This is a genomic window from Rhodobacter sp. TJ_12 (genome assembly GCF_020023995.1).
GTDB lineage: Bacteria > Pseudomonadota > Alphaproteobacteria > Rhodobacterales > Rhodobacteraceae > Rhodobacter.
The window spans coordinates 31,468-53,245 of the sequence record NZ_NRRD01000005.1 but is presented as its reverse complement, the minus strand read 5'-3'; the positions used below and the strand labels follow the sequence as shown (position 1 = coordinate 53,245).

Below are 21,778 nucleotides of genomic sequence, written 5' to 3'. Positions count from 1 at the left end.
TGCCGGGGCGCCCGGATCAGAAATCGAGGTTTTCCACGCTTAGCGCATTTTGCTGAATGAACTCACGGCGCGGTTCGACCACATCGCCCATCAGTTTGGAAAAGATATCTTCGGCCTCGGCCAGATCATCCACGCGCACTTGCAACAGCGTGCGGGCGACCGGGTCCAGCGTTGTTTCCCAAAGCTGATCGGGGTTCATTTCGCCCAAACCTTTGTAGCGTTGCAGTGTCAGGCCCTTTTCGCCTTCTTGCAAAATCGCCGCCAGCAAATCGAGCGGGCCGTAGATCAACTGCTCGCGCTCTTTGCGCATCAGTTTGGCAGGCGCGGCATAGGTCTCTTGCAGGTTGGCGGTGAATTGCGCAAGTCGCCGCGCCTCGCCCGAGCGCAGCACCGCGCCATCCAGCGTGCGGACTTCCTCAACCCCGCGCAGCACGCGGGCGAGCCGCAGCCCCTTGTCTTGCGTGGGCCGCCCGGTCCAGCCGCGTTCATATTCCAGCGCCACAAGGTCCAGCCGCGCGGCGACTTGGTTCGCCACGCCCTGCGCATCGGCATCGACCCGGCCCGGCACAAGCGCACCGGCGATGGCGGTTTGTTCCAAGATGCGCTGCGGGTAATGCGTTGGGAAGGCTTGCAGGATGCGGCGGATCTGGCGCGCCTCTTCCACCAGACGCGTCAAATCTGCGCCCACGATATCGGTGCCGTCGCCCAGCCGCAGAATCGCGCCTTCGACGCCTTGGGCCACAAGGTAATCTTCCAGTGCGGGCTGGTCTTTCAGATAGACCTCGGACTTTCCGCGGCTGACTTTGTAAAGCGGCGGCTGCGCGATGTAGAGATAACCTTGTTCGATCAGTTCCGGCATTTGCCTAAAGAAGAAGGTCAAAAGCAGGGTGCGGATGTGCGCGCCATCCACGTCAGCATCGGTCATGATGACGATCTTGTGGTAGCGCAGCTTGGCGATGTTGAACTCATCGCGGCCAATCCCGGTGCCCAGCGCGGTGATCAGCGTGCCGATCTGATCCGACGACAGCATTCGGTCGAACCGCGCACGTTCGACGTTAAGGATTTTACCGCGCAGGGGCAGCACGGCTTGGTTCTTGCGCTCGCGCCCTTGCTTGGCCGAGCCACCGGCCGAATCCCCCTCGACGAGGAACAGCTCTGACAGAGCCGGGTCTTTTTCTTGGCAATCGGCCAGCTTACCGGGCAGCGAGGCGACATCCATTGCGGTTTTGCGCCGGGTCAATTCGCGGGCCTTGCGGGCCGCTTCGCGCGCCAGTGCGGCTTCGATGATCTTGCCGACGATGCCCTTGGCTTCGGCGGGATGTTCCTCGAACCACTCGCTCAGCTTTTCGTTCACAAGGTTTTCGACCGCGGGCCGCACCTCGGATGAAACAAGCTTGTCTTTCGTCTGGCTGGAAAATTTCGGGTCCGGCACTTTCACCGACAGCACGCAGGTCAGCCCTTCACGCGCATCATCGCCGGTGAAATCGACCTTCTCTCTCTTGGCGATGCCGCTGTCTTGGGCGTATTTCGTGATCGTGCGGGTCAGCGCGCCCCGGAAACCCGCCATATGGGTGCCGCCATCGCGCTGCGGAATGTTGTTGGTAAAGGGCAGCACGGTTTCGTGGTAGCTGTCGTTCCACCACATCGCCACCTCGACGCCGATGCCGCGCACTTCGCCGGTCATATAGATCGGTTCGGGCATCACGGCGGTTTTCGACCGGTCGAGATATTTGACGAATTCGCGCACGCCGCCTTCGTAATGCAATTCGGTCTTCAGCGGCTCGGCGGGGCGTTCATCTTCCAAGATGATCCGCACCCCGGAATTGAGGAAGGCCAGTTCCCGCAGGCGCGTTTCCAGCGTTTTGAAGTTATATTCGAGGTTGGAGAAAGTGCCCTCCGGGTCCACCACTTTGGACGAGGCCAGAAACCGCACCTCGGTCCCTTTTTCGCCCGGCGCGTCTGCCACCTCGTGCACATGCACGGTGCATTCGCCCTTTTCGAATTTGGCGTAATACATCTTGTCATTGCGCCAGACGCGCAATTCCAGCCAGTCAGACAGTGCGTTCACAACCGACACGCCAACGCCATGCAACCCGCCCGAGACCTTGTAGGCGTTGCCATCGTCATCGGTGTTGTTGAATTTGCCGCCCGCATGCAGCTGGGTCATGATGACCTCGGCCGCCGAAACCCCCTCTTCGGCGTGCATATCGACCGGGATGCCCCGGCCATTGTCGCGCACCGAAACCGAATTATCGGCGTGGATTTTCACCGCCACATAGTTGGCATGGCCCGCCAAGGCCTCGTCAATACCGTTATCGACGACCTCATAGACCATGTGATGCAGGCCAGAGCCGTCATCGGTGTCGCCGATATACATGCCGGGGCGCTTGCGCACCGCTTCTAGGCCCTTGAGAACCTTGATGGAATCCGCGCCGTATTCGGTCTTTTTCTTGGGGGTGTCGGTCATCCGCGCCTATCCTGCAAGTCGATGCGGATTTATAGTGTTTCGCGCCCGCCTTGTCACGCCTTCGCCACAATATTTAGCGGTTTTGAAAAGCCGTTTCCGTCACTTGCGAGGTGCCCCTTTCCTCGGTCACATGCCAATATTGGCCGCGCGTTCCCAAAGCGTCAAACAACTCCGCCCCGGTGCCGGTCATCATCACTTGCGCGGGCAGGGCGCAAATCTCGTCATAAAGCGCGGCGCGGCGCCCGGCATCCAGATGCGCGGCGACCTCATCCAGCAAAAGCACCGTGCTTTCGCCTGCCAGCGCGCGGGCATTGGCCAGAAGGAGTGAAATCAAAAGCGCCTTTTGCTCGCCGGTGGAGCATTGATCGGCGGGCGTATCTTTTTCGGCGTAACGGGCCGTAAGATCCGCGCGATGCGGGCCTTCGAGCGTGCGGCCTGCCGCCATATCGCGGCGACGGTTGGCATCCAACGCGCGAGCCAAGTCATCGGGGCCTTGGTTCACCACGGCCAATGCCGCTGCCGGAAAAGCGGTGGCCGCGCCCGCCTGCGCGGCGGCCAGCTTTTCCAAAGTCTGCAACCGGTGCGCCACGATCTGCGCCCCGGCTTCGGCCATCTGGCTTTCCAGCGCATGATACCACGCCGGGTCGCGCACCTCGTCCTTCAGCAAGCGGTTGCGTTCGCGCATCGCCTTTTCATAGGCGAGGGTGGCATCGGCATGAGTGGGGAAGAAGCTCAGGGTCATTCGGTCCAAAAAACGCCGCCGCCCCTCGGCCCCTTCGATCCAGAGCCGATCCATTGCAGGCACCAGCCACAACACCCGCATCAACCGCCCCAGGGCAAGTTGCGAGGCGGATTTTCCATCAATCACCACATCGCGGCTTTGGCCGGGCCGGGCCGAGGTTTCTAGCTCGTAATCGGGCAGGGTCGCACGCAGCTTCCAGCCCACGGATTCCTGCCGCCGGATCAGTTCTTCGGCCGTCGCGCGCCGCAGCCCACGACCCGGCGAAAACAGCGACACCGCTTCCAAAACAGAGGTTTTGCCCGCGCCATTCGGGCCGTAAAGCGCCACGGGCCGGGTATCAAAGGCAAATTCCGCCCGGCGATGCGAGCGGAATTGCAAAAGCGTCAGGCTGCGCAGGCTCACACGCGCATCGGCATCACGACATAGACCGCCGAAGTGTCATTGCCTTCGCGCATCAAGGTCGGGTCGCCCGAAGAGTTGAACAGGAAAACGGCGTTTTCGCGGTCTACTTGGCTGGCGATTTCCAGCAGGTATTTGGCGTTAAAGCCAATTTCCAGCCGCTCATCACCATAAGCCACGGCCAGTTCCTCTTCGGCCGCGCCCGCATCGGGGGCATTGACCGACAGCACCAACCGATCTTCGTCAAGGCTCAGCTTCACCGCGCGCGAGCGTTCAGATGACACGGTCGCCACACGGTCCACGGCTTTGGCGAATTCTTGCGCATCCACTTCCAGACGCCGGGTGTTCCCCATCGGAATGACGCGGGTGTAATCGGGGAAGGTGCCGTCGATCACCTTTGAGGTAAGGGTGATTTCCGGCGTCGCAAAGCGGACTTTGGTTTCGCTGACCGAAACCGCGATTTGCGCCTCGTCATCATCCAACAGCTTGCGCAGCTCGTTCACCGTTTTGCGCGGCACGATCACGCCGGGCATGCCCGCTGCGCCTTCGGGCAAGGCCGCATCGATGCGCGCCAGCCGGTGACCATCGGTGGCGACGCAGCGCAGGGCAGAGCCGTCTTCGCCCGCCGCGATATGCATATAAACGCCGTTGAGGTAATAGCGCGTCTCTTCGGTCGAAATGGCGAATTTCGATTTGTCGAACAGCCGCTTCAGCACATCCGCCCGGGCCGCGAAATTGGCCGTGTATTCGGACGTGGCCATCACCGGAAAGTCTTCTTTCGGCAGCGTGGCCAGATTGAAGCTTGACCGCCCGGCCATCACCGACAGCCGTCCGGCCGCCGGATCATCGGCCAGTTGCACCAGCGCGCCATCGGGCAGTTTGCGCACGATCTCATGCAGCATCACCGCCGAAACGGTGGTGGCCCCGGCGCGTTCCACCTGCGCGGGGGCTTTATCGACCACCTCGATATCCAGATCGGTGGCGCGGAACGACACGCTATCGCCCTCTGCCTCGATCAGCACGTTTGCAAGGATCGGGATCGTGTTGCGACGCTCGACAACCGACTGGGCCTGAGCCACCGCCTTGAGGAGCGCGGCACGTTCGATGCTGATCTTCATATCCATTCCTCACCGCTTGCCGGGGGCGGCAAGTTAACATGCCAGCGCGCCGGAACAAGATTTTTCCGGACATTCCGTTGCTTTGCGCGGGGCGTCAAGGGTTCAGGATTCCATAAGCCGTTTCAGCAGCCCGATATCTTCGGCCAGTTGCCGATCCGTCGCCATCAGCTCGTCAATCTTGCGAATGCCGTGGATGATGGTCGTGTGATCGCGCCCGCCAAAGCGCCGCCCGATCTCAGGCAAGCTGCGCGTGGTCAGGTGCTTGGCCAGATACATCGCCACCTGACGCGGGCGCGCAATGGTGCGCAGCCGCTTCGGCCCGATCATATCCGACAGCCGCACATTGTAATGTTCGGCCACCTTTCGCTGAATTTCTTCGATCGTGACGCGCCGATCCGAGGCACGCAAAATGTCGGCCAGACATTCCTGCGCCAAATCCAGCGTGACCTCCCGCCCGACCAGCGAGGCAAAAGCGAAAAGCCGCGTCAGCGCGCCTTCGAGCACCCGCACATTGGTGGTGATGCGGTGGGCCAAGAATTCCAACACGCCATCGGCCATCGCAAGGCCGGGATACCGGGCGCGGTAGGCATCGGATTTCGATTGCAAAATGCCCAGCCGCAATTCGTAATCGGTCGGGTGCAGATCGACGACCAGCCCGCATTGCAACCGGCTTTTGATCCGTTCTTCCAGATCCTTGATCTCGCCCGGTGCCCGGTCGGCGGAAATCACGATCTGCTTGCCCTGATCGACCAAGGCATTGAAAGTATGGAAAAACTCTTCTTGCGTGCTGTCTTTTCCGGCGATGAATTGCACGTCATCCACCATCAGCACATCGACCGAGCGGAACAGCTCTTTGAAATCCATAATCTGACGGTCGCGCAGGGCTTGCACGAAGCGATACATGAATTGTTCGGCCGACAGATAAAGCACCCGCAGATCCGGGCGGCCGGTTTGCAATTCATGCGCGATGGCATGCATCAGGTGGGTCTTGCCCAGACCGACGCCGCCATAAAGAAACAACGGGTTAAAGGTCACCGGGCCGCCTTCGGCCACGCGGCGCGCGGCGGCGTGGGCCAACTCGTTCGGCTTGCCAACCACGAAACTGTCGAAGGTGAACCGGGCATCCAGCGGGGCGCCGGGCAGGTCTTGGTCTTCGGTGCTGCGCGCGGCTTTGCGGGTGGGCGTCGCCGTAGCGGCTTGCGCGGGCGCGGGTTTGCGCGCGGCTCCCAGATCAAAGGTCACCCGCTCCACAGGCGCGCCGGTCTTGCGCAGCGCGCTCAGGATCGGCTCGCCGTAATTGCGCGAAACCCAGTCGCACATGAATCTGGTGGGTGCTTGAAAAGAGCCGATCCCGTCTTTCAGCGCGACGAGTTCGAGCGGGGCAATCCAAGTTTCATGGTTGGTCTTCCCGACCGTTTTGCGCAGTTCATCGCTCACTTGCCCCCAGAGCTCTTTTGTCATTTTCTTTTCCTAAGTCGTCCAACAAGACACCTTGAAACACGGCCCAGAGAGCCCTTTCGCCGCAGCTGGCGAAAAGAACAAGACATGACGATACCGCCGGCCAGAAACCGGGTACGGCATCACCTGCCGATTGGGGTTTGCACCCCGTTTTCGTCGGATCGCATCCTGGTGCCGAAGCGGTAGGCTTCTTATCACGGCAGCTTATGAGGCCTGCCTCGACACCGGGGAATGCGTCATGTCCCCCAAGGCGACGTGAATCGCCCGTTGACGCTAGCAAGCACGGCAGGACCTGCGCAACCGAACTTCGCGCTTGACGGCTACTTTGGTGAAACGAATCTGTGACACCTAGGCAAACTGGCCACATCACGCATTAAGGTATTGAAAACATTCAAAAAAGAAGAAGGCGCCCCATTTGGGGCGCCTATCCTAAAGGCGTAATCTGTCCTGACCGAAGGATCAGTTCGACAGTGCTTTCACGCGCGCCGAAAGACGCGAAACTTTGCGCGAAACGGTGTTCTTGTGCATCACACCTTTGGTCACGCCACGCGCCATTTCGGGCTGGGCAGCTTGCAGCGCGGCTTTCGCGGCATCGGCATCGCCCGAGGCAATCGCCTCTTCGACTTTGCGGATGAAAGTGCGGATACGCGAACGACGGGCTTTGTTGATGTCGCTGCGACGCTCAGCCTGACGAGCGCGTTTTTTGGACTGGGGCGTGTTGGCCATGTTACGGTGTTCCCGGACTAAAACGAATATATTGCGCAAAGCCCGGTCGTCCCAGCGAACCGGATGATTCTAGCCTGAGCGGGCTCCACGCGCATGTGAGGGGTGCCAATAGGGGAAAAGCACCGGAAAGGAAAGCCCCTTTCGGGGCATTCGCCTTATTTGCTTACTTGTCGCGGAATTGCGGCTCGCGCTTTTCCAAAAAGGCTGACATGCCCTCTTTCTGGTCTTCGGTCGCAAACAGCGCGTGAAACACCCGGCGCTCGAACAAAACGCCTTCGCGCAGGGTGGTTTCATAGGCGCGGTTGACGCATTCCTTCACCACCATCGTCGCCACAGCGGATTTCGACGCGATCTTGCGCGCGGCGCCCAGCGCCTCGGGCACAAGCTGGGCCACCGGTACGACGCGGCTGACAAGCCCTGAGCGTTCCGCCTCGGCCGAATCCATGAAGCGGCCGGTCAGGTGCATATCCATCGATTTCGATTTGCCCACGAACCGAGTCAGCCGTTGCGTGCCGCCGATGCCCGCGACCACGCCCAGGTTGATTTCGGGCTGGCCGAATTTGGCGTTGTCGGCGCAGATGATGAAATCGCACATCATGGCAAGTTCGCAGCCGCCGCCCAGGGCATAGCCCGCCACCGCCGCGATGATCGGTTTGCGTGTGCGCAGCAGGCTGTCCGCCTCGGACCCAAAGAAATCGCTGGTATACATTTCGACGAAGCTTTTCTCCGACATCTCTTTGATGTCGGCGCCCGCCGCAAAGGCCTTTTCCGAGCCGGTCAGCACGATGCAGCGCACTTTGTCGTTGGCATCAAGCTGTTTCAGCGCATCGGCCAATTCTCCCAAAAGGGCGGAATTGAGCGCGTTCAGGGCTTCGGGCCTATTGAGGCGGATCAGGGCGACGCTGTCTTCAATTTCGACGATCAGGGTCTGGTAGGCCATTGCGGGTGCCTTTCCTTGTTTTCGGGCAAGTCCTAGCAGGTGGGGCGCGAAACTCAAGAGTTGTTGCGGCACTGTAGCGCAGCGTTACCCGCGGGCAAGCCTGCGTGCCAAAAACGCGGTCTTTAGCGCTGACAGCTTGGGCAGAAATAGCTTGAGCGCCCGCCTTGGACAATGCGCCGGATCGGTGTCGCGCAGGCGGTGCAGGGCGCGTCTTCGCGGTCATAGACGCGAAAGGCATGCTGGAAATAGCCCAGCTCGCCATCGGCCTGACGGTGATCGCGCAAGCTTGATCCGCCAGCCTCGATGGCCTCGGCCAGCACGTCACGGATGATCGGCACCAGCCCAGCCAACCGCGCGCTTGCGATTCGATTGGCAGCGCGGCGCGGGTCGATGCCTGCGCGGTGCAGCACCTCGCAGACATAGATATTGCCAAGCCCTGCGATCAGCCGTTGATCCAGTAGCGCGGTCTTGATCGGGCTTTTGCGGGATTTGAGTGCCATCACAAGATAGCTTTCGTGGAAGTCATTGCCGAAGGGTTCGGGCCCGAGCCCCGCCAGCAACCAATGCGCGGCCTCGCGGTCGGTGCGCACAAGGTCCATCGCGCCGAAACGCCTTGCATCGTTGAAGGTGACGCGGGCCCCGCCCTCCATATGCAGCACCACATGGTCATGCTTTTGAGGCGCGGGGTGATCCAGATGGAAGTCGCCCAGCATGACGCCCGAGACCAGCATTCGCCCCGACATGCCAAGATGAATCAGCAGGCTTTCCCCGGTATCGAGATCGGCCAGAATGTATTTAGAGCGCCGCCGCAAAAGCCCGACCCGCGCGCCGGTCAGCCGGTCCGCCAGGCCCGCGGGCAGCGGCCAGCGCAGATCGGGCCGGTTCACCTCGGCCCGTTCGATCACACGCCCCTCCATCGCCGGGGCAAGGCCGCGGCGCACCGTTTCTACCTCGGGCAGTTCGGGCATTTTCGCTCCTGTCGCATTGTCACGGCCGCTGCCGCCCCTATAAGAGGGGGAACGTTTCCAGGATCGGCAAGGGCAGATGAGCACGGATCAGACCAGAACGACGCATTTCGGCTACCAAACCGTGGACGAAGAGGCGAAGGCCGGCATGGTGCACGGCGTCTTTTCGCGGGTGGCCTCGAAATACGACATCATGAACGACCTCATGAGCATGGGCATCCACCGCATCTGGAAAGATGCGATGATGGATTGGCTCGCGCCGCGCCCCGAGCAAAAGCTGCTCGATGTGGCCGGTGGCACCGGGGATATTGCGTTCCGTTTCCTCAAACGCGCGCCGGGGGCAACCGCCACCGTTTGCGATATGACGGAATCGATGCTGATCGAGGGGCAAAAACGCGCCGAGGCCGCGAATATGGCCGACCGCCTGAACTGGGTGGTGGGCGATGCGATGAACCTGCCGTTCGAAAGCAACACCTTCGACGTTTATACCATTTCTTTCGGCATTCGGAACGTGACGCGCATCCAAGACGCGCTGAACGAGGCGTATCGCGTGCTGCGCCCCGGCGGGCGTCTGATGGTGCTCGAATTCAGCCAGATCCCGAACGATATGATGCAGGCGGTCTATGACGCCTATTCGTTCAACGTGATCCCGGTGATGGGGCAGATCGTGGCGAATGACCGCGCCAGCTATCAGTATCTGGTGGAATCGATCCGCAAATTCCCCAATCAGGAACTCTTTGCCTCGATGATCCGTGAAGCTGGGTTTGAGCAGGTGAAATACCGCAACCTTTCCATGGGCATTGCAGCGCTGCACTCCGGCTGGAAGGTCTAATATGCGCGGCCCGCATAATATCTGGCGCCTGATCCGCACCGGGGCGACTTTCGAACGGACCGGGGCCATGCGGGTGGCGCTGGAAGCAATGGAGGCGCCGCCCCGGCTGCGCCTTGTCGCCCGGATCATGGGCTGGCCGTTTAAATGGCTGGGCTATAAGGGCGATCCGAACCTGCCGCCGGTGACGCGGGCCATCACCGCGCTGGGCCCGTCTTACATCAAATTCGGGCAGATCATGTCGACCCGCCCGGATGTGGTGGGCCAAGAGCTGGCGAACCAGTTGCGGATGCTGCAAGACCGGCTGCCGCCCTTTGACCAAGCGGTGGCCAAGTCGGTCCTTGCCGAAGAGCTGGGTCATCCGGTCGATGAGATTTTCTCGGAATTTTCCGAACCGGTTGCGGCGGCCTCGATCGCGCAGGTGCACGCCGCGCGGCTGGCCGAAACCGGCGAGAAGGTCGCGGTGAAAATCTTGCGTCCCGGGATCGAGAAAGCCTTCCAGCGCGACATCGATGCGTTCCATTTTGCGGCCGAGATGATCGAGCGGCTGTCGCCCGCTTCGCGGCGGCTGCGCCCCACCGATGTGATCAAGCATTTCGAAGGCATCGTCGTTGGCGAGTTGGATCTGCGGCTGGAAGCGGCCTCGGCCTCTCAATTCGGGGCCAATACCGAAAAGGATGAAAAATTCCGCGTGCCGCTGCCGGTCTGGTCGCTGTCCAGCCGTCGGGTGTTGGTGATGGATTGGGCCGAAGGCCTGCCGATGGGCGATGCCGAGGCGCTGAAGGCGGCCGGCTATGATGTCACCGAAATTGGCACGCGCGTGCTGCAGCTGTTCCTCAGCCATGCGTTGCGTGACGGCTATTTCCACGGCGATATGCATCAGGGCAACCTGAAGGTGGCCCCGAATGGCGATGTGATTGCCTTTGATTTCGGCATCATGGGCCAGATCGACGAATACACCCGCCACGTCTATGCCGAGATTTTGATGGGCTTCATCCAACGCGATTATCGCCGCGTGGCCGAAGTGCACTTTGAGGCGGGCTATGTGCCCAAAGACCAAGATGTGACGCAATTCGCGCTGGCTTTGCGCGCCGTGGGCGAGCCGATCTTTGGCATGAATGCCAAGCAAATTTCGATGGCGCGGCTTTTGGCCTATCTCTTTGAGGTGACCGAGCGGTTCGGTATGGCCACGCGCACGGAGCTGATTTTGCTGCAACGCACCATGGTGGTGGTCGAGGGGGTGGCGCGCTCGCTCAATCCGGCGATCAACATGTGGGAAACGGCGAAACCCGTGGTCGAAAGCTACATCCGCGAAAACGTTGGGCCCAAGGCGGCTTTGCGCAACCTTGGGCGCACCGCGCGGGTGCTGGGCCGGTTCGGTCCGCAATTGCCCGATATGTTGACCACGGTTTTGGAAAACGCCACCCAACCGCCAGAGCCTGCGCCCGAACCGCAATTGGTGCGGGGCGTGCATGTGGCGGGCGGTGTGGCGCTCGTGCTGGGCGGGATGGTGCTTGGCCTGTTGATCTAGGCCAAGCCTCAACCCCCATCGCGCAGCGCAGAGATTGAACCGGTTTCGATGGTTGCGCCGCCTTGCAGCACCAGAACGGCACCATTCGCGGTTCCTTGCGCCTCTACGATCCTGTTGTACGTCTCAACTGGGTCGGTCGATAGCAACGTGCCGTTATTGTAGCTTTCAAGGTTGAAGCTGTAATTGCCCGCTGGCAACGGATTGCCCGAGGCATCCGTGCCATCCCATTCAAGCGAATCTGCGGAAACCGGAATCGTTTCGCGGGCGACTTCGTTGCCTGCGGCATCATTGACGACCAGAACCGTTTCGGTCGCGCCCACGACGGGATTGGGCGAAATCGTTACCGAATTGGCGCCATCGAAATAGGCGGGCGATTCGCTGCGCGCATCCATGCCCACCCAACCGGCATATTCGCTCATCCCCATCAGGCCGAGTTGCAGCGCAAGGTTTTCGATCAACTCGTTCGTCTTGGTTTGCTGTTCCACCTGCGAAAAGGTGGCCAGTTGCACCGCATAATCGGCGCTGTCCATCGGGTCGGTCGGGTCTTGGTTCGTCATCTGCGTGGTGAGCAGCTTCAGAAAGGTTTCATAATCCGAACTTAGCCCATTCGACGCGGTGCTGGTCGCGGTGCTGGTCGTGGTCGCATTGGTGGCAGAGGTGACGGTGGTCATAGCATATCCTCAAAAGCGCAGGTCGAGCCCGCCAGAGGCGGTGGCACGGCGTTGGATGGCAAGCGCGGCGTCGTCGAAGCGAACCGGGCGCTCGGGCTCTGTGCCGGTTTCCGGCATGGCCAGCCGCGCCTCTTCTGCGCGGTCTTGCGCCGATTGGCGCTGATCTGTCTGTTGGCCAAAATCGAAGCTGATATCGGAATAGCCCATCTCGCGGAAATCGCGCGCAAGGCTGTCGATATTGCGTCGCATCAGATCCAGCGTTTCGGGTCGCTCCGCCTGCACATTGACGGTGATCGCTCCATCATGGCTGTGCAAAGTCAGCCGCACCTTGCCAAGCTCTTCGGGCGAGAGAGAGACCTCGACCGGCTGATCGGGGCTGGTGGGCATGGCTTGCGCAAGCTGTTGGGCAATATGCTGCGGCGAGGCCGCGGCGGTGCGGCTGGCGTTTTGCACCTGTCCGCTGGTCGTCAGCGCATCGGCCCGCTCGCCGCCGCTGACTGCGGCAAAGGCCTCTGTTGCATCGATAGGCAGCGGCGTGGCCGCGTCCGTTGCCACGGCCGTGGCACGCGCGGGTTGCGCGGTGTCTGCGCTCGGCGTTTTCTGTGCGATATCCGCGGTAGGCTCTGCCTTTTGTCGCTTCGAATCGGTTTCGCGGGCCTTGGTTTCGCGCGGTGTTTCGAGCGGCGCGGCGTCGGCTCGCTGGGCCGCAGCTTGTTGCGCGGCGGGTTGACCGGGGGTTTGCGGGGCGGTGATGGGCCCGCTGGCCGAAGGGCCGGTTTGGGCGACGGATTGGGTTGTCACGGTGCTGCGCGGCGGAGCCTCGACCGAATCGGCGCCGGGGTCGCTGGCTGCCGTTTCGGTCAGGGCCGCTTCAAACCGGCGTTCAGCCATCGTCGTGGCGCGCGGCGCCGTTTGAGCCTGTGCCTGTGCCGGAGCTGGCTGGCGCAAGGTCACCTCAATCGCAGTATCGCTGGTTACCAAAGGCGGCATTTGGGCGGCGGCATCGCCGCGCGGGGTCTGCCCGCCAAAGGATGTGGCCGCACCGCTGGCCGAGCTGGCTTGCGCCGCCGCAGTCCCGGCGGTTTGCGCCGTTTGGGAGAGGGCCCCGTCTTGCGGGCGATCAGCCTTGTTGGCGATGTCTTGCGCCTTGGTGCGCAGCGGCGGCACCGGGGTATCCGGCGTGTCGATCTTTGCCGCTTGCGACGCGGCGGGATTTACCGTGCCCGCAAGATTGGAGGGCGAGGCACCAACGGTCCCCGGTTTCGACGCATGCGGCGCAGGGGCGTCAGCCACACCCTGCGCGGGTTTGCGCGTCTCGATGCCGGGGACCGAATGCGTGAAGCCATCGCCGCTGGAGGTCGCGGCAGCGCCTTTGGCTGGGATTTCGGTAATCACACGATTCGTCGCGCTTGGGTTGCGTGGTGATTTCTGCGCAGGGGCCACCTGCGTTTCATCGGCCGTCGGGGTCTTTGGCCCCGCCACGCGATTCGCGTTGGTCTCGGCCAAGGGTTGCCCCGTCCCGGTCTGGGGTGTCGTCGCATTTGCCGTCACATTGGGCACCGCAGCGGAAAGGGCGCGGCCGGTATCCGCCGCATCGCTGCCCTGATCGCCACTTGTATCGCTGGCCTTATCAACGGCTTTGGGCTTCGGCACGCCAAGGTCCGCCCCCGTATCGGCAAGCGCGGCGGTGCCTGTGTCAGTGGCCGCGGGCTGTGCCGTGCCAACCTCGCCGCCTGCGGCGGTCAGTGCGGCAGAGGCTGGCGCGCGCGGCAGGTCGGTGGTTACCTCTGGCGCCGAGGCGGCCGGGGTGTGCGTGGCCGCCGTCATACGGGCGGGTGCGTTCCAGAACCCCGGACCGGATTTATCTTGCATGAAGACATCCAGCGCAGTTGCGCTGGTTGCACCGCTTGGGCGGACGGTCTCGGCTTTGGGGGCGCTGTGCGCGCCGAAGGCATTGGCTTGCGCGCTGGCAGGCGTGGGCGTGGCGGGCGCGACTGGCACGCCTTGCATCGCGCCATCTTGCGCGGTGCTGTCGCCGGTATTGGTGCCGGTCTCGGCATTCGCTGGCGCTTCTTGCGCCATCAAAGCCGAAAAGGCCGATGCGGGGCTCTTGCCCGTCGCGGCGGTGCTTTCGGCAGCAAGGGCCGTTGCACGGCCCGCTGTGCCGGTCGGCGCGGCGGTGAAGAGTTGGGTCAGTTCCGGAGCGGTTGTTTGCATGGCCTCACGACTTCTGCCTGTGATCTTGCCCCACCATGGCAGCAGGAGGTTACCGCTTCTTTACCTCGTTCTGCGCAGACTGGGCGAAATCGGATCAATTGGAGCGATTCTCATGCAGGTCTCCCCGATCGCCCCGCGCGATCTTCCCACCGCGTCCACGACGACGCCCAAAACCGAAGACGCGATGCGCGCGAAGGCGCGCGAGCTTGAGGCCAGCTTCTTGGCCGAGATGTTAAAACTGTCGGGTGTGGGAAAGGCGCAAGAAAGCTTTAGCGGCGGCGTAGGCGAAGAGCAGTTCTCTTCGTTCCTGACCGACGAATATGCCCGAATCATGGTCGAAGGCGGCGGCATCGGGCTGGCCGAATCGATCTTCCAGTCGCTGCAGAAAGGAGCGCAGAATGCAAAATGAGACCGAGGAAAGGATCGCGAAGCTGATCGACATTCTTAGGCTAGAGAAAGATGTGATCCGCAACGCCGAGTTTGGCGCATTGCCCGATCTTGTCGCGCGCAAAGAAGCGGTGCTGGTCGAGCTGCAAGGCACGCCCGCACGTCTTTTGATGGAAGCGCAAAATATGGCGCTCGAAAATCAGCGCCTTTTGGATGCCGCGCTGAAAGGTGTGCAGGCGGTGCGCAAACGGCTGGCCGAAATCCGCGAAGCGGCCAAAAGCTATAAAAGCTATGATCAGAATGGCAAAGGCCGGTCCATCGGCGCGGCCAAGGGCTCGATCGAGCGGCGTGCGTAAACCATTCTTCTAAATTCCGATGCATTCAGGGCCGTCCGAAAGGGCGGCCTTAGTATTTCGTTAGCCTCTCACATGCCAATGTTCCCCTGCATCCCGAGGGGTGGCGCGGCAGGGCAAACCCAAGCCGCAAGGGTCAGAAAGCCATTGGCGCCGTTTAATGGACGGCATGTGAAACCCGGCGCAAAGCGCCAAACTAAAGGGACCAACCATGTCCAGCATTCTCACGAACTCCAGCGCGATGGTCGCGCTTCAGACCCTCAAAGGCATCAACTCGAACCTGGCGAAAACCCAGTCCGAAATCTCGACCGGTAAATCGGTGGGTTCGGCCAAAGACAACTCGGCGATCTGGGCTATCTCGAAAGTGATGGAATCGGACGTTTCGGGTTTTGAGACTGTCTCGACCAACCTCGCGACCGGCCAATCGATGGTGTCGGTGGCGCGGACCGCGGCTGAGTCGATCACCGACGACCTCAAGTCGATCAAAGAAAAGGTCGTTGCGGCGCAAGACCCGTCTGCCGACTCCGCGAAACTGAACGCCGAAGTCACGCAAATCGTCGACATGATCCGTTCGAAAGTCAGCGGCGCGCAATTCAACGGCGTCAACCTGGTCGATGGCTCGACCGCGTCGACCACCGTTGTTGGCTCGATCGACCGTAGCGGCGGGACCGTGACGGCGAACACGATCAACGTGGCGGGCGTCGACCTTGGGAGCACCCCCGGTGCCGGTACCGCGACTTTGACCAGCACTGCCGGTCTGACGATCGCGACCGACACGCATTCGGCGGGTGGTTCGGTTGCGACGGGCTCCAGCGCGGACTTCACGCTTGCTGCTGCTGTGGCTGGCGATGAGATCAAGCTCACGCTTGGTGATCGCGAGTTCAGCTACACCGTGACTGCGGCCGATGCCGCTGCGGGCAACTCCCCGAACGACATCGCGGTCAACGCTCTGCGTGATCAGATCAACAACTCGGGGATCTCTGGTCTGACGGCTTCGTATGACCAAACCTCGGCTGGTGAGCTGACCATCAACAACGCGACTGGTGCGAACCTCAACATCGCGATTGACGTGACCGCCAGCTCGGGCGGTAGCCTGGGCGCGCTGAACGGCTTCGACGTTACCGCGGGTACGGCCCTTGCCGACATCGAAACGATGATCACGACCACCGTCAACGCGGCTGCGGCCTTCGGTGCGGTTGAATCGCGTCTCGAAAGCCAGTCCTCCTTCGTGAGCGACCTGACCTCGGCCATGAAATCGGGGATCGGCTCGCTGGTCGACGCCGATATGGAAGAGGCCTCGGCCCGTCTGCAAGCGCTGCAAACCCAGCAGCAGCTTGGCATTCAGGCGCTGTCGATTGCCAACCAGCAACCGCAGTCGATCCTGTCGCTGTTCCGCTAATAAATTCCGGGGGCGCCGCACAGGCGCCCCCCTCCCCCCTCCGCGGCAAAGCCGCGGTCTGACCCCAATCGCCACTGGAAGGTATTCCCGTGAACGCTACGACTCTGGCCAAAACGGCCTATGCAAACCCCGGTCAGCCCACCCGCACCCTGCGCGGCACCGAATACGAAATCTTTGCGCGCGTGACCCACCGCCTCAAGGTGACGGCGGGCATGGCGAAGTCCAACTTCCCCGCGATGGTTTCTGCGCTTTACGACAACCGCAAGCTTTGGACGACGCTGGCCGTCGATGTCGCGCAGCCCGACAACGAACTGCCGGAAATGCTGCGGGCGCGGATCTTCTATCTCAACGAATTCACGCAACTCCACAGCGCCAAGGTGCTGAAAGGGGATGCCACGGTCGATGTGCTGATTGATATCAACACGGCGATCATGCGCGGCTTGCGCCGCGAAGGCGGTGCCGAATGACCGGCCTTGTCCTTAAGCTCGCGCCCAAAGAGCGGGTGCTGATCAATGGCGCTGTGATCGAAAACGGTGATCGTCGGTCGCGGCTCGCGATTATGACGCCCAATGCCAATATCTTGCGGCTGCGCGATGCGATCCACCCCGAAGAGGTCAATACGCCGGTGCGGCGCGTGTGCTACATCGCGCAACTGGTGTTGTCGGGCGATGCAGACCCGACCGAGGCCCGGCGCCAGCTTCTGCGCGGGATCGAGCAACTGAGCCAAGTTTTGACCGACCCCGACAGCCGCGCCTATCTCAACCAAGCCTCAAGCGCGGTGCTGGAAGACCAGCATTATCAAGCGCTGAAATGCTTGCGCGCCCTCTTGCCACGGGAGGAGCGGCTTCTCGCCGCGCAAAGCGCATGAGTTACACGCCGATCGTTCCCGCCAGCGGCTATGCCGGCTGGAAGATGCTCAACCGCACGATGGATATGCAGAAGACGGCTTTCGTCAATTCTGCAGATATCCAGCGCGACGAAGAGTATTTTCGGGAAAAGATCGGCTCGATCACGACCGCCGAAGATTTGGTTGCCGACCGCCGCCTGTTGAAGGTGGCGCTTGGCGCCTTCGGGCTCGATAGTGATATCGACAACAAATACTTCATCCGCAAAGTGCTGGAAGAGGGCACGCTTGATAGCGACTCCCTGTCCAATAAGATGGCCGACAAGACCTATCTGAAGCTGTCGGAGGCCTTCGGCTTTGGCGATTACGAGGTGCCGCGCACCAGCCTAAGCAGCTTTGCCGATGAAATCTTGTCCAAATACGAGACCCGTCAGTTCGAGATTGCCGTGGGCGATTCCGACAACAATCTGCGTCTGGCGATGGCCGCACAGCGTGAACTGCCGGAACTGGCCGCCAAAAGCACCAGCAATAATGGCAAATGGTATACGGTGATTGGCTCGACGTCGCTGAGCGAAGTGATGCGCACCGCGCTGGGCCTGCCCACAAGCGTCGGGTCTTTGGATGTCGATCAGCAGTTGAAGATCTACAAGGACAAAGCCGAATACGTTTTTGGCACCTCTGATTTTTCGACTTTTTCTGACAGTGAAACGCTCGACAAAGTGGTGCGCAACTATCTTGTGCGCGCGCAAATGAACCAAGGCAGCACCATGACCTCGCAAAACGTGGCGCTGCAATTGCTGCAAGGCAGCGGGTCGAGCTTTTCGATCCTCCTTTGATCGCTGTCCCGCGCTGCGGCGGGGTGTGCGATGGACCTCTCTTCCATGCGTGCTAAACAAGGTCGTCCGGCTTGGCCGGGCAGACCAAGCATGACTGGAAGGCCCCGATGACCCAGATGACCGCCGAACAGATCCGCGCCGCGCGTGCCAAGAAGCCGCGCATCTACGCCCGCGATTTTGCCCAAGAGATCGGCATCACCGAGGCAGAGCTTTGCGCCGCCTTCCTTGGGTCGCATGCCACCCGGATCAGTGCCGACCCGGCCCGTCTCTTGCCGGCGGTCACGACGCTGGGCGAGGTGATGGCGCTGACGCGGAATGAAAGCTGCGTGCTCGAAAAGGTCGGCCAATATGACAATTTCAGCGCGGCAGATGGGGTGGCGACGGTGTGCCATGGCACCATCGATCTGCGGATCGACCCTGCACAATGGGTTCATGCTTTCGCTTGGGATGAACCGACGAACAAGGGGCCGAAACGCTCGATCCAGATTTATGATGCCCATGGCGAGGCGGTGCATAAGGTGCACCTGCGCGAGGCGTCAGACGCGGCGGCCTGGGCGGTTTTGGTGGCCGATCTCGCGGCAGAGGATCAAGGGCCTGAATTGGCGCTATTGCCGCCCGCCCCGGTGCCGCCGGTCGCCGCCCAAGGCGTGCAACTTGCCTCAGGTACGGTGGAAAAGCTGATGTATCGCGCGGGGGAATTGGGAGTGTCGGTGCGCTTTACGGTGGAAAGCAACGGTTGCGTGGAAACCCATCGCGGCCCGATCCACCGCGTTCTGCCCGCCGGGCCGTGGATCAATGTGCTGGATCCGGGGTTGGAGTTGCATCTGCGCATGGATCACATGGCCGCCGTTTGGCGCGATGGCACTGTGGTCGAGGCGTTCGATGCGGCGGGTCAGCGGATCGTGCAGATGGCGACAGGCGATGACGCCGCCGACGGTATGTGGCGCGGTATGCTTGACGAGCTGCCCACCGCCTAAGGCATCAATTCCCTTATCACGGCATTGAGCACCGCACGGCCTTCCCCGGTGGCGCGGATGCGGCCCGGGTCGCGCGCAATCATGCCCCAGCTTTCAAGGTTATTTAGAGCCTGTTCTGGCAGGCTTTGCCCCGAAAGCTGTTCATAACGGGTGGGGTCGATCCCTTCGGCCAGCCGCAGACCAAACAGCAAAAATTCGGTCGCCTCTTCCTCGCGCGACAGCGCTTCGCGCGGGGTTTCGCCGTTCCCCGCGCGTTCCACGCGTGCCAGCCATTCGCCGGGGGCTTTGGGGGCTTCGGTCGCGTAGCGGGTGCCATTGAAACTAAGCCGTCCATGCGCGCCGGGGCCGATGCCTGCATAATCGCCATAGCGCCAGTACACGAGGTTATGGCGGCATTCCGCGCCGGGGCGGGCGTGGTTCGACACCTCATAAGCCGGAAGCCCTGCCGCCTCGCAGATTTCCTGCGTGCGCAGATACATATCGCCGGCCAGTTCCTCTTCGGGCAATGCGCGCAGCTTGCCAGCGGCGAACAAACGGCCAAAGGCGGTGCCCTCTTCGATGGTGAGTTGGTAAAGCGAAAAATGATCCACCGCCATCGCAAGCGCTTCGGTCAACTCGCGCGCCCAAGCCTCAAGACTTTGGCCCTGGCGGGCATAGATCAGATCAAAGCTGACCCGGTCAAAATGCGCCCGCGCAATGTCAAAGGCCGCGCGCCCCTCGGCAGCGCTGTGCATGCGGCCAAGGCGCTTCAGGCTTTCGTCATCCATCGCCTGCATGCCCATCGAAAGCCGGGTCACGCCTGCTTCTGAAAAGGCTCTAAACCGGCCGGATTCGACACTTGTGGGGTTGGCCTCAAGCGTGATTTCCAGATCATTCGCCGTGGGCCAAGTGGCGCGGATGCTCTCAATCACCTGCGCGACGGTCTCTGGGTCCATCAGCGAAGGTGTGCCGCCGCCAAAGAAAACGGTGTTCAGTACCCGTCCTTTGGTTTCCGCCCCGATCCGGTCGATTTCGGCCAAATAGGCATGGCGCCAGCGCGCATGGTCGATCGTGCTGGCGACATGGCTGTTGAAGTCACAATAGGGGCATTTGGCGGCGCAAAAGGGCCAGTGGACGTAAAGGCCAAAGCCCCCCTGCCGCCAATCGCTCATCCCTTATAGGCCGTCACTTCGATCTCGACCTTCATCGCGGGGTTCACGAGGCCAGCCACAATCATCGTGGCGGCGGGACGAATCTCGCCAAAGGTTTCCGACAGCGCCGGGATGATGTCGTCCATATAGGCCGCATCGGTGATGATGTAATTGGCCCGCACCACATCGCTCAAACTAAAACCCGCCTCTTCCAGCACGGCTTTGATCGTGGCAAGCGCATTGCGTGCCTGATCCAGCACTGCATCGGGGAAGGTTTTGGTTGCCGGGTCCACGCCCGTCGTGCCCGCGACAAAGCACCAATCGCCCTGCACCACGGCGCGCGAATAGCCGAGTTTGGGCTCATAGGGCGAGCCGCCCGAAATGTTACGGCGCATCATTCGGCCTCCATGACCTTGACGAACTTGCGGAACGCATCGGCGCGATGCGAAATTTCGTTCTTCTTCGCCGGGTCCATCTCGGCAAAGGTAATGTCATAGCCCTCGGGTTGGAACATCGGGTCGTAGCCGTGGCCTTGGGCGCCGCGCATCGGCCAAACAAGCTGACCTTCGGCCTTGCCCTCAAACACTTCATCATGTCCGTCAGGCCATGCCAGCACGAGGGTGGAGCGGAAGCGGGCCGTGCGCGGGAAGGGAGCGCCCCGCTTTTCGCATTCTGCCCAGGTGCGCTCCATCGCCATCCCGAAATCGCGGCCATTCGGCGTTTCGGCCCAATCAGCGGTGTAAACCCCCGGCGCGCCGTCCAAGGCATCGACTTCGATCCCGCTGTCGTCCGAAAGCGCGGGCAGCCCGGTCGCCTTGGCGGCGGCATGGGCCTTGATCCGGGCATTGCCGACAAAGGTGGTTTCGGTCTCTGCTGGTTCGGGCAGGTTCATTTCTGCCGCGCCCACGACCTCCACCCCATAAGGGGCCATCAGATCGCGCATTTCCGCGAGCTTGCCCTTGTTATGGGTGGCGACCAAAAGCCGCTTTTCGGTGAACCGTCTCATGCCACCGCGGCCTTTTGCGCGGCCACAAGCTGCGCCACGCCCGCTTCGGCCAGATCAAGGAGTTGGTTCATTTGTTCGCGCGAGAAGGTGGCACCCTCGGCGGACATTTGCACCTCAACCAAGCGGCCCGCGCCGGTCATGATGAAGTTGCCATCCACGCCCGCTTCGCTGTCTTCAGCGTAATCAAGATCCGCGACCGGCTGACCCGCGTAAATGCCGCAAGAAATGGCCGCGACGTGATCCAGAATCGGGTCCGAGACGATCAGGCCAGATTTCAGAAGTTTGTTCACGGCGAGCCGCAGCGCAACCCAGCCACCGGTGATCGAGGCGCAGCGGGTGCCGCCATCGGCTTGCAGCACGTCACAATCGACCACGATCTGCCGCTCGCCCAAAGCCGAGCGGTCCACGCCCGCGCGCAAAGACCGCCCGATCAGGCGTTGAATTTCCTGCGTGCGGCCCGATTGCTTGCCCGCCGCCGCCTCGCGCCGGTTGCGCGAATTGGTGGCGCGCGGCAGCATGCCATATTCCGCCGTGACCCAGCCCAGACCCGAGCCTTTGAGGAACGAGGGCGCGCGATCCTCGATTGTCGCAGTGCACAGCACATGCGTATCGCCCATCTTGATCAGGCAAGAGCCCTCGGCATGTTTGGTCACAGCGGTTTCAATTGAAATCGAGCGAATATCACCAAGATTACGGCCAGAGGGGCGCATGATTGATCCTTTCCGTGCGTTTGGGCCCCATTTGAGGCCCCGTGCGAAGTGATGCAACCCCGAAGGCAAGATT

22 protein-coding genes are annotated in these 21,778 nt (G+C 61.7%); 9 read left to right on the top strand and 13 right to left on the bottom strand.

All coding sequences use genetic code 11. From position 1 onward, the window contains the following. Positions 1 to 16: 16 nt before the first annotated feature. The 7 genes from gyrB to mutM form a co-directional block, all read right to left on the bottom strand. Complete coding sequence (gene gyrB / locus CKO11_RS06205) at positions 17 to 2,467, bottom strand: DNA topoisomerase (ATP-hydrolyzing) subunit B (RefSeq protein WP_223634525.1); 2,451 nt, start codon at positions 2,465 to 2,467, stop codon at positions 17 to 19. A gap of 73 nt (positions 2,468 to 2,540) precedes the next feature. After that, the gene (gene recF, locus CKO11_RS06200) at positions 2,541 to 3,611 is read right to left on the bottom strand and encodes a DNA replication/repair protein RecF (protein ID WP_223634508.1); all 1,071 of its coding nucleotides are present in this window, start codon (positions 3,609 to 3,611) and stop codon (positions 2,541 to 2,543) included. Further along, positions 3,608 to 4,726, bottom strand: a complete 1,119-nt coding sequence (gene dnaN / locus CKO11_RS06195) for a DNA polymerase III subunit beta (protein WP_223634505.1) — start codon at positions 4,724 to 4,726, stop codon at positions 3,608 to 3,610. Before dnaN ends, recF begins: the two co-directional genes overlap by 4 nt. Positions 4,727 to 4,828: 102 nt before the next feature. Next, the gene (gene dnaA / locus CKO11_RS06190; protein WP_223634502.1) at positions 4,829 to 6,187 is read right to left on the bottom strand and encodes a chromosomal replication initiator protein DnaA; all 1,359 of its coding nucleotides are present in this window, start codon (positions 6,185 to 6,187) and stop codon (positions 4,829 to 4,831) included. 456 nt (positions 6,188 to 6,643) lie between these two features. Further along, positions 6,644 to 6,910 (bottom strand): 30S ribosomal protein S20, encoded by a 267-nt coding sequence (gene rpsT, locus CKO11_RS06185; protein WP_223634499.1) that lies wholly within the window; start codon positions 6,908 to 6,910, stop codon positions 6,644 to 6,646. 163 nt (positions 6,911 to 7,073) lie between these two features. Beyond that, positions 7,074 to 7,850, bottom strand: coding sequence for an enoyl-CoA hydratase (locus CKO11_RS06180; protein ID WP_223634496.1), 777 nt, complete (start codon positions 7,848 to 7,850; stop codon positions 7,074 to 7,076). A gap of 122 nt (positions 7,851 to 7,972) precedes the next feature. Continuing rightward, the gene (gene mutM, locus CKO11_RS06175) at positions 7,973 to 8,818 is read right to left on the bottom strand and encodes a bifunctional DNA-formamidopyrimidine glycosylase/DNA-(apurinic or apyrimidinic site) lyase (RefSeq protein WP_223634493.1); all 846 of its coding nucleotides are present in this window, start codon (positions 8,816 to 8,818) and stop codon (positions 7,973 to 7,975) included. A gap of 76 nt (positions 8,819 to 8,894) precedes the next feature. Between mutM and ubiE the strand changes: the two genes are divergently transcribed. Together ubiE and ubiB are read left to right on the top strand one after the other, a co-directional pair. Then, positions 8,895 to 9,647: a bifunctional demethylmenaquinone methyltransferase/2-methoxy-6-polyprenyl-1,4-benzoquinol methylase UbiE gene (gene ubiE, locus CKO11_RS06170; RefSeq protein ID WP_223634490.1), complete on the top strand. Its 753-nt coding sequence runs from the start codon at positions 8,895 to 8,897 to the stop codon at positions 9,645 to 9,647. A 1-nt stretch (position 9,648) separates the two neighbouring features. Next, a complete protein-coding gene (gene ubiB / locus CKO11_RS06165) occupies positions 9,649 to 11,175 on the top strand; it encodes a 2-polyprenylphenol 6-hydroxylase (protein ID WP_223634487.1) in 1,527 nt (508 codons plus the stop codon). An 8-nt stretch (positions 11,176 to 11,183) separates the two neighbouring features. Here ubiB and CKO11_RS06160 read toward each other — a convergent pair whose 3' ends face one another. Both CKO11_RS06160 and CKO11_RS06155 read right to left on the bottom strand, forming a co-directional pair. Next, positions 11,184 to 11,846 carry a flagellar hook capping FlgD N-terminal domain-containing protein gene (locus tag CKO11_RS06160; protein ID WP_223634484.1) on the bottom strand — a complete coding sequence of 221 codons (663 nt, stop codon included), beginning with the start codon at positions 11,844 to 11,846 and terminating at the stop codon, positions 11,184 to 11,186. 9 nt (positions 11,847 to 11,855) lie between these two features. Beyond that, a complete protein-coding gene (locus CKO11_RS06155) occupies positions 11,856 to 14,063 on the bottom strand; it encodes a flagellar hook-length control protein FliK (protein WP_223634481.1) in 2,208 nt (735 codons plus the stop codon). On the opposite strand from CKO11_RS06155, the gene CKO11_RS17555 reads away from it, so the two are divergent. The 7 genes from CKO11_RS17555 (at position 14,062) to CKO11_RS06120 (ending at position 18,859) form a co-directional block, all read left to right on the top strand. After that, positions 14,062 to 14,472 (top strand): rod-binding protein, encoded by a 411-nt coding sequence (locus CKO11_RS17555; protein ID WP_317851798.1) that lies wholly within the window; start codon positions 14,062 to 14,064, stop codon positions 14,470 to 14,472. The two genes, CKO11_RS06155 and CKO11_RS17555, sit on opposite strands and share 2 nt — an antisense overlap. Beyond that, positions 14,462 to 14,806: a hypothetical protein gene (locus CKO11_RS06145; protein ID WP_223634478.1), complete on the top strand. Its 345-nt coding sequence runs from the start codon at positions 14,462 to 14,464 to the stop codon at positions 14,804 to 14,806. Before CKO11_RS17555 ends, CKO11_RS06145 begins: the two co-directional genes overlap by 11 nt. A 208-nt stretch (positions 14,807 to 15,014) precedes the next feature. Continuing rightward, positions 15,015 to 16,202, top strand: coding sequence for a flagellin (locus CKO11_RS06140; protein WP_223634475.1), 1,188 nt, complete (start codon positions 15,015 to 15,017; stop codon positions 16,200 to 16,202). Between the two features lie 89 nt (positions 16,203 to 16,291). Beyond that, positions 16,292 to 16,669: a flagellar biosynthesis regulator FlaF gene (gene flaF / locus CKO11_RS06135; RefSeq protein ID WP_223634472.1), complete on the top strand. Its 378-nt coding sequence runs from the start codon at positions 16,292 to 16,294 to the stop codon at positions 16,667 to 16,669. Further along, a complete protein-coding gene (gene flbT, locus CKO11_RS06130; protein WP_223634469.1) occupies positions 16,666 to 17,070 on the top strand; it encodes a flagellar biosynthesis repressor FlbT in 405 nt (134 codons plus the stop codon). Before flaF ends, flbT begins: the two co-directional genes overlap by 4 nt. Continuing rightward, on the top strand, positions 17,067 to 17,882 hold the full coding sequence (locus CKO11_RS06125) for a DUF1217 domain-containing protein (RefSeq protein ID WP_223634466.1): 816 nt from the start codon (positions 17,067 to 17,069) through the stop codon (positions 17,880 to 17,882). The genes flbT and CKO11_RS06125 overlap by 4 nt, the downstream gene beginning before the upstream one ends. Positions 17,883 to 17,989: 107 nt before the next feature. Further along, entirely contained in the window at positions 17,990 to 18,859 is an 870-nt protein-coding gene (locus CKO11_RS06120; protein WP_223634449.1) for a ChuX/HutX family heme-like substrate-binding protein, read from the top strand. Here CKO11_RS06120 and hemW read toward each other — a convergent pair. From hemW to rph, 4 genes are read right to left on the bottom strand one after another with little or no spacing between them, the layout of a single operon-like run. Further along, entirely contained in the window at positions 18,856 to 20,010 is a 1,155-nt protein-coding gene (hemW, locus tag CKO11_RS06115; RefSeq protein ID WP_223634446.1) for a radical SAM family heme chaperone HemW, read from the bottom strand. The genes CKO11_RS06120 and hemW overlap by 4 nt on opposite strands. Further along, entirely contained in the window at positions 20,007 to 20,387 is a 381-nt protein-coding gene (locus CKO11_RS06110; RefSeq protein WP_223634443.1) for a RidA family protein, read from the bottom strand. Before CKO11_RS06110 ends, hemW begins: the two co-directional genes overlap by 4 nt. Then, positions 20,384 to 20,995 (bottom strand): RdgB/HAM1 family non-canonical purine NTP pyrophosphatase, encoded by a 612-nt coding sequence (gene rdgB, locus CKO11_RS06105; protein ID WP_223634440.1) that lies wholly within the window; start codon positions 20,993 to 20,995, stop codon positions 20,384 to 20,386. Before rdgB ends, CKO11_RS06110 begins: the two co-directional genes overlap by 4 nt. Beyond that, positions 20,992 to 21,705, bottom strand: coding sequence for a ribonuclease PH (gene rph, locus CKO11_RS06100; protein ID WP_223634437.1), 714 nt, complete (start codon positions 21,703 to 21,705; stop codon positions 20,992 to 20,994). The genes rdgB and rph overlap by 4 nt, the downstream gene beginning before the upstream one ends. Positions 21,706 to 21,778: the final 73 nt, after the last annotated feature.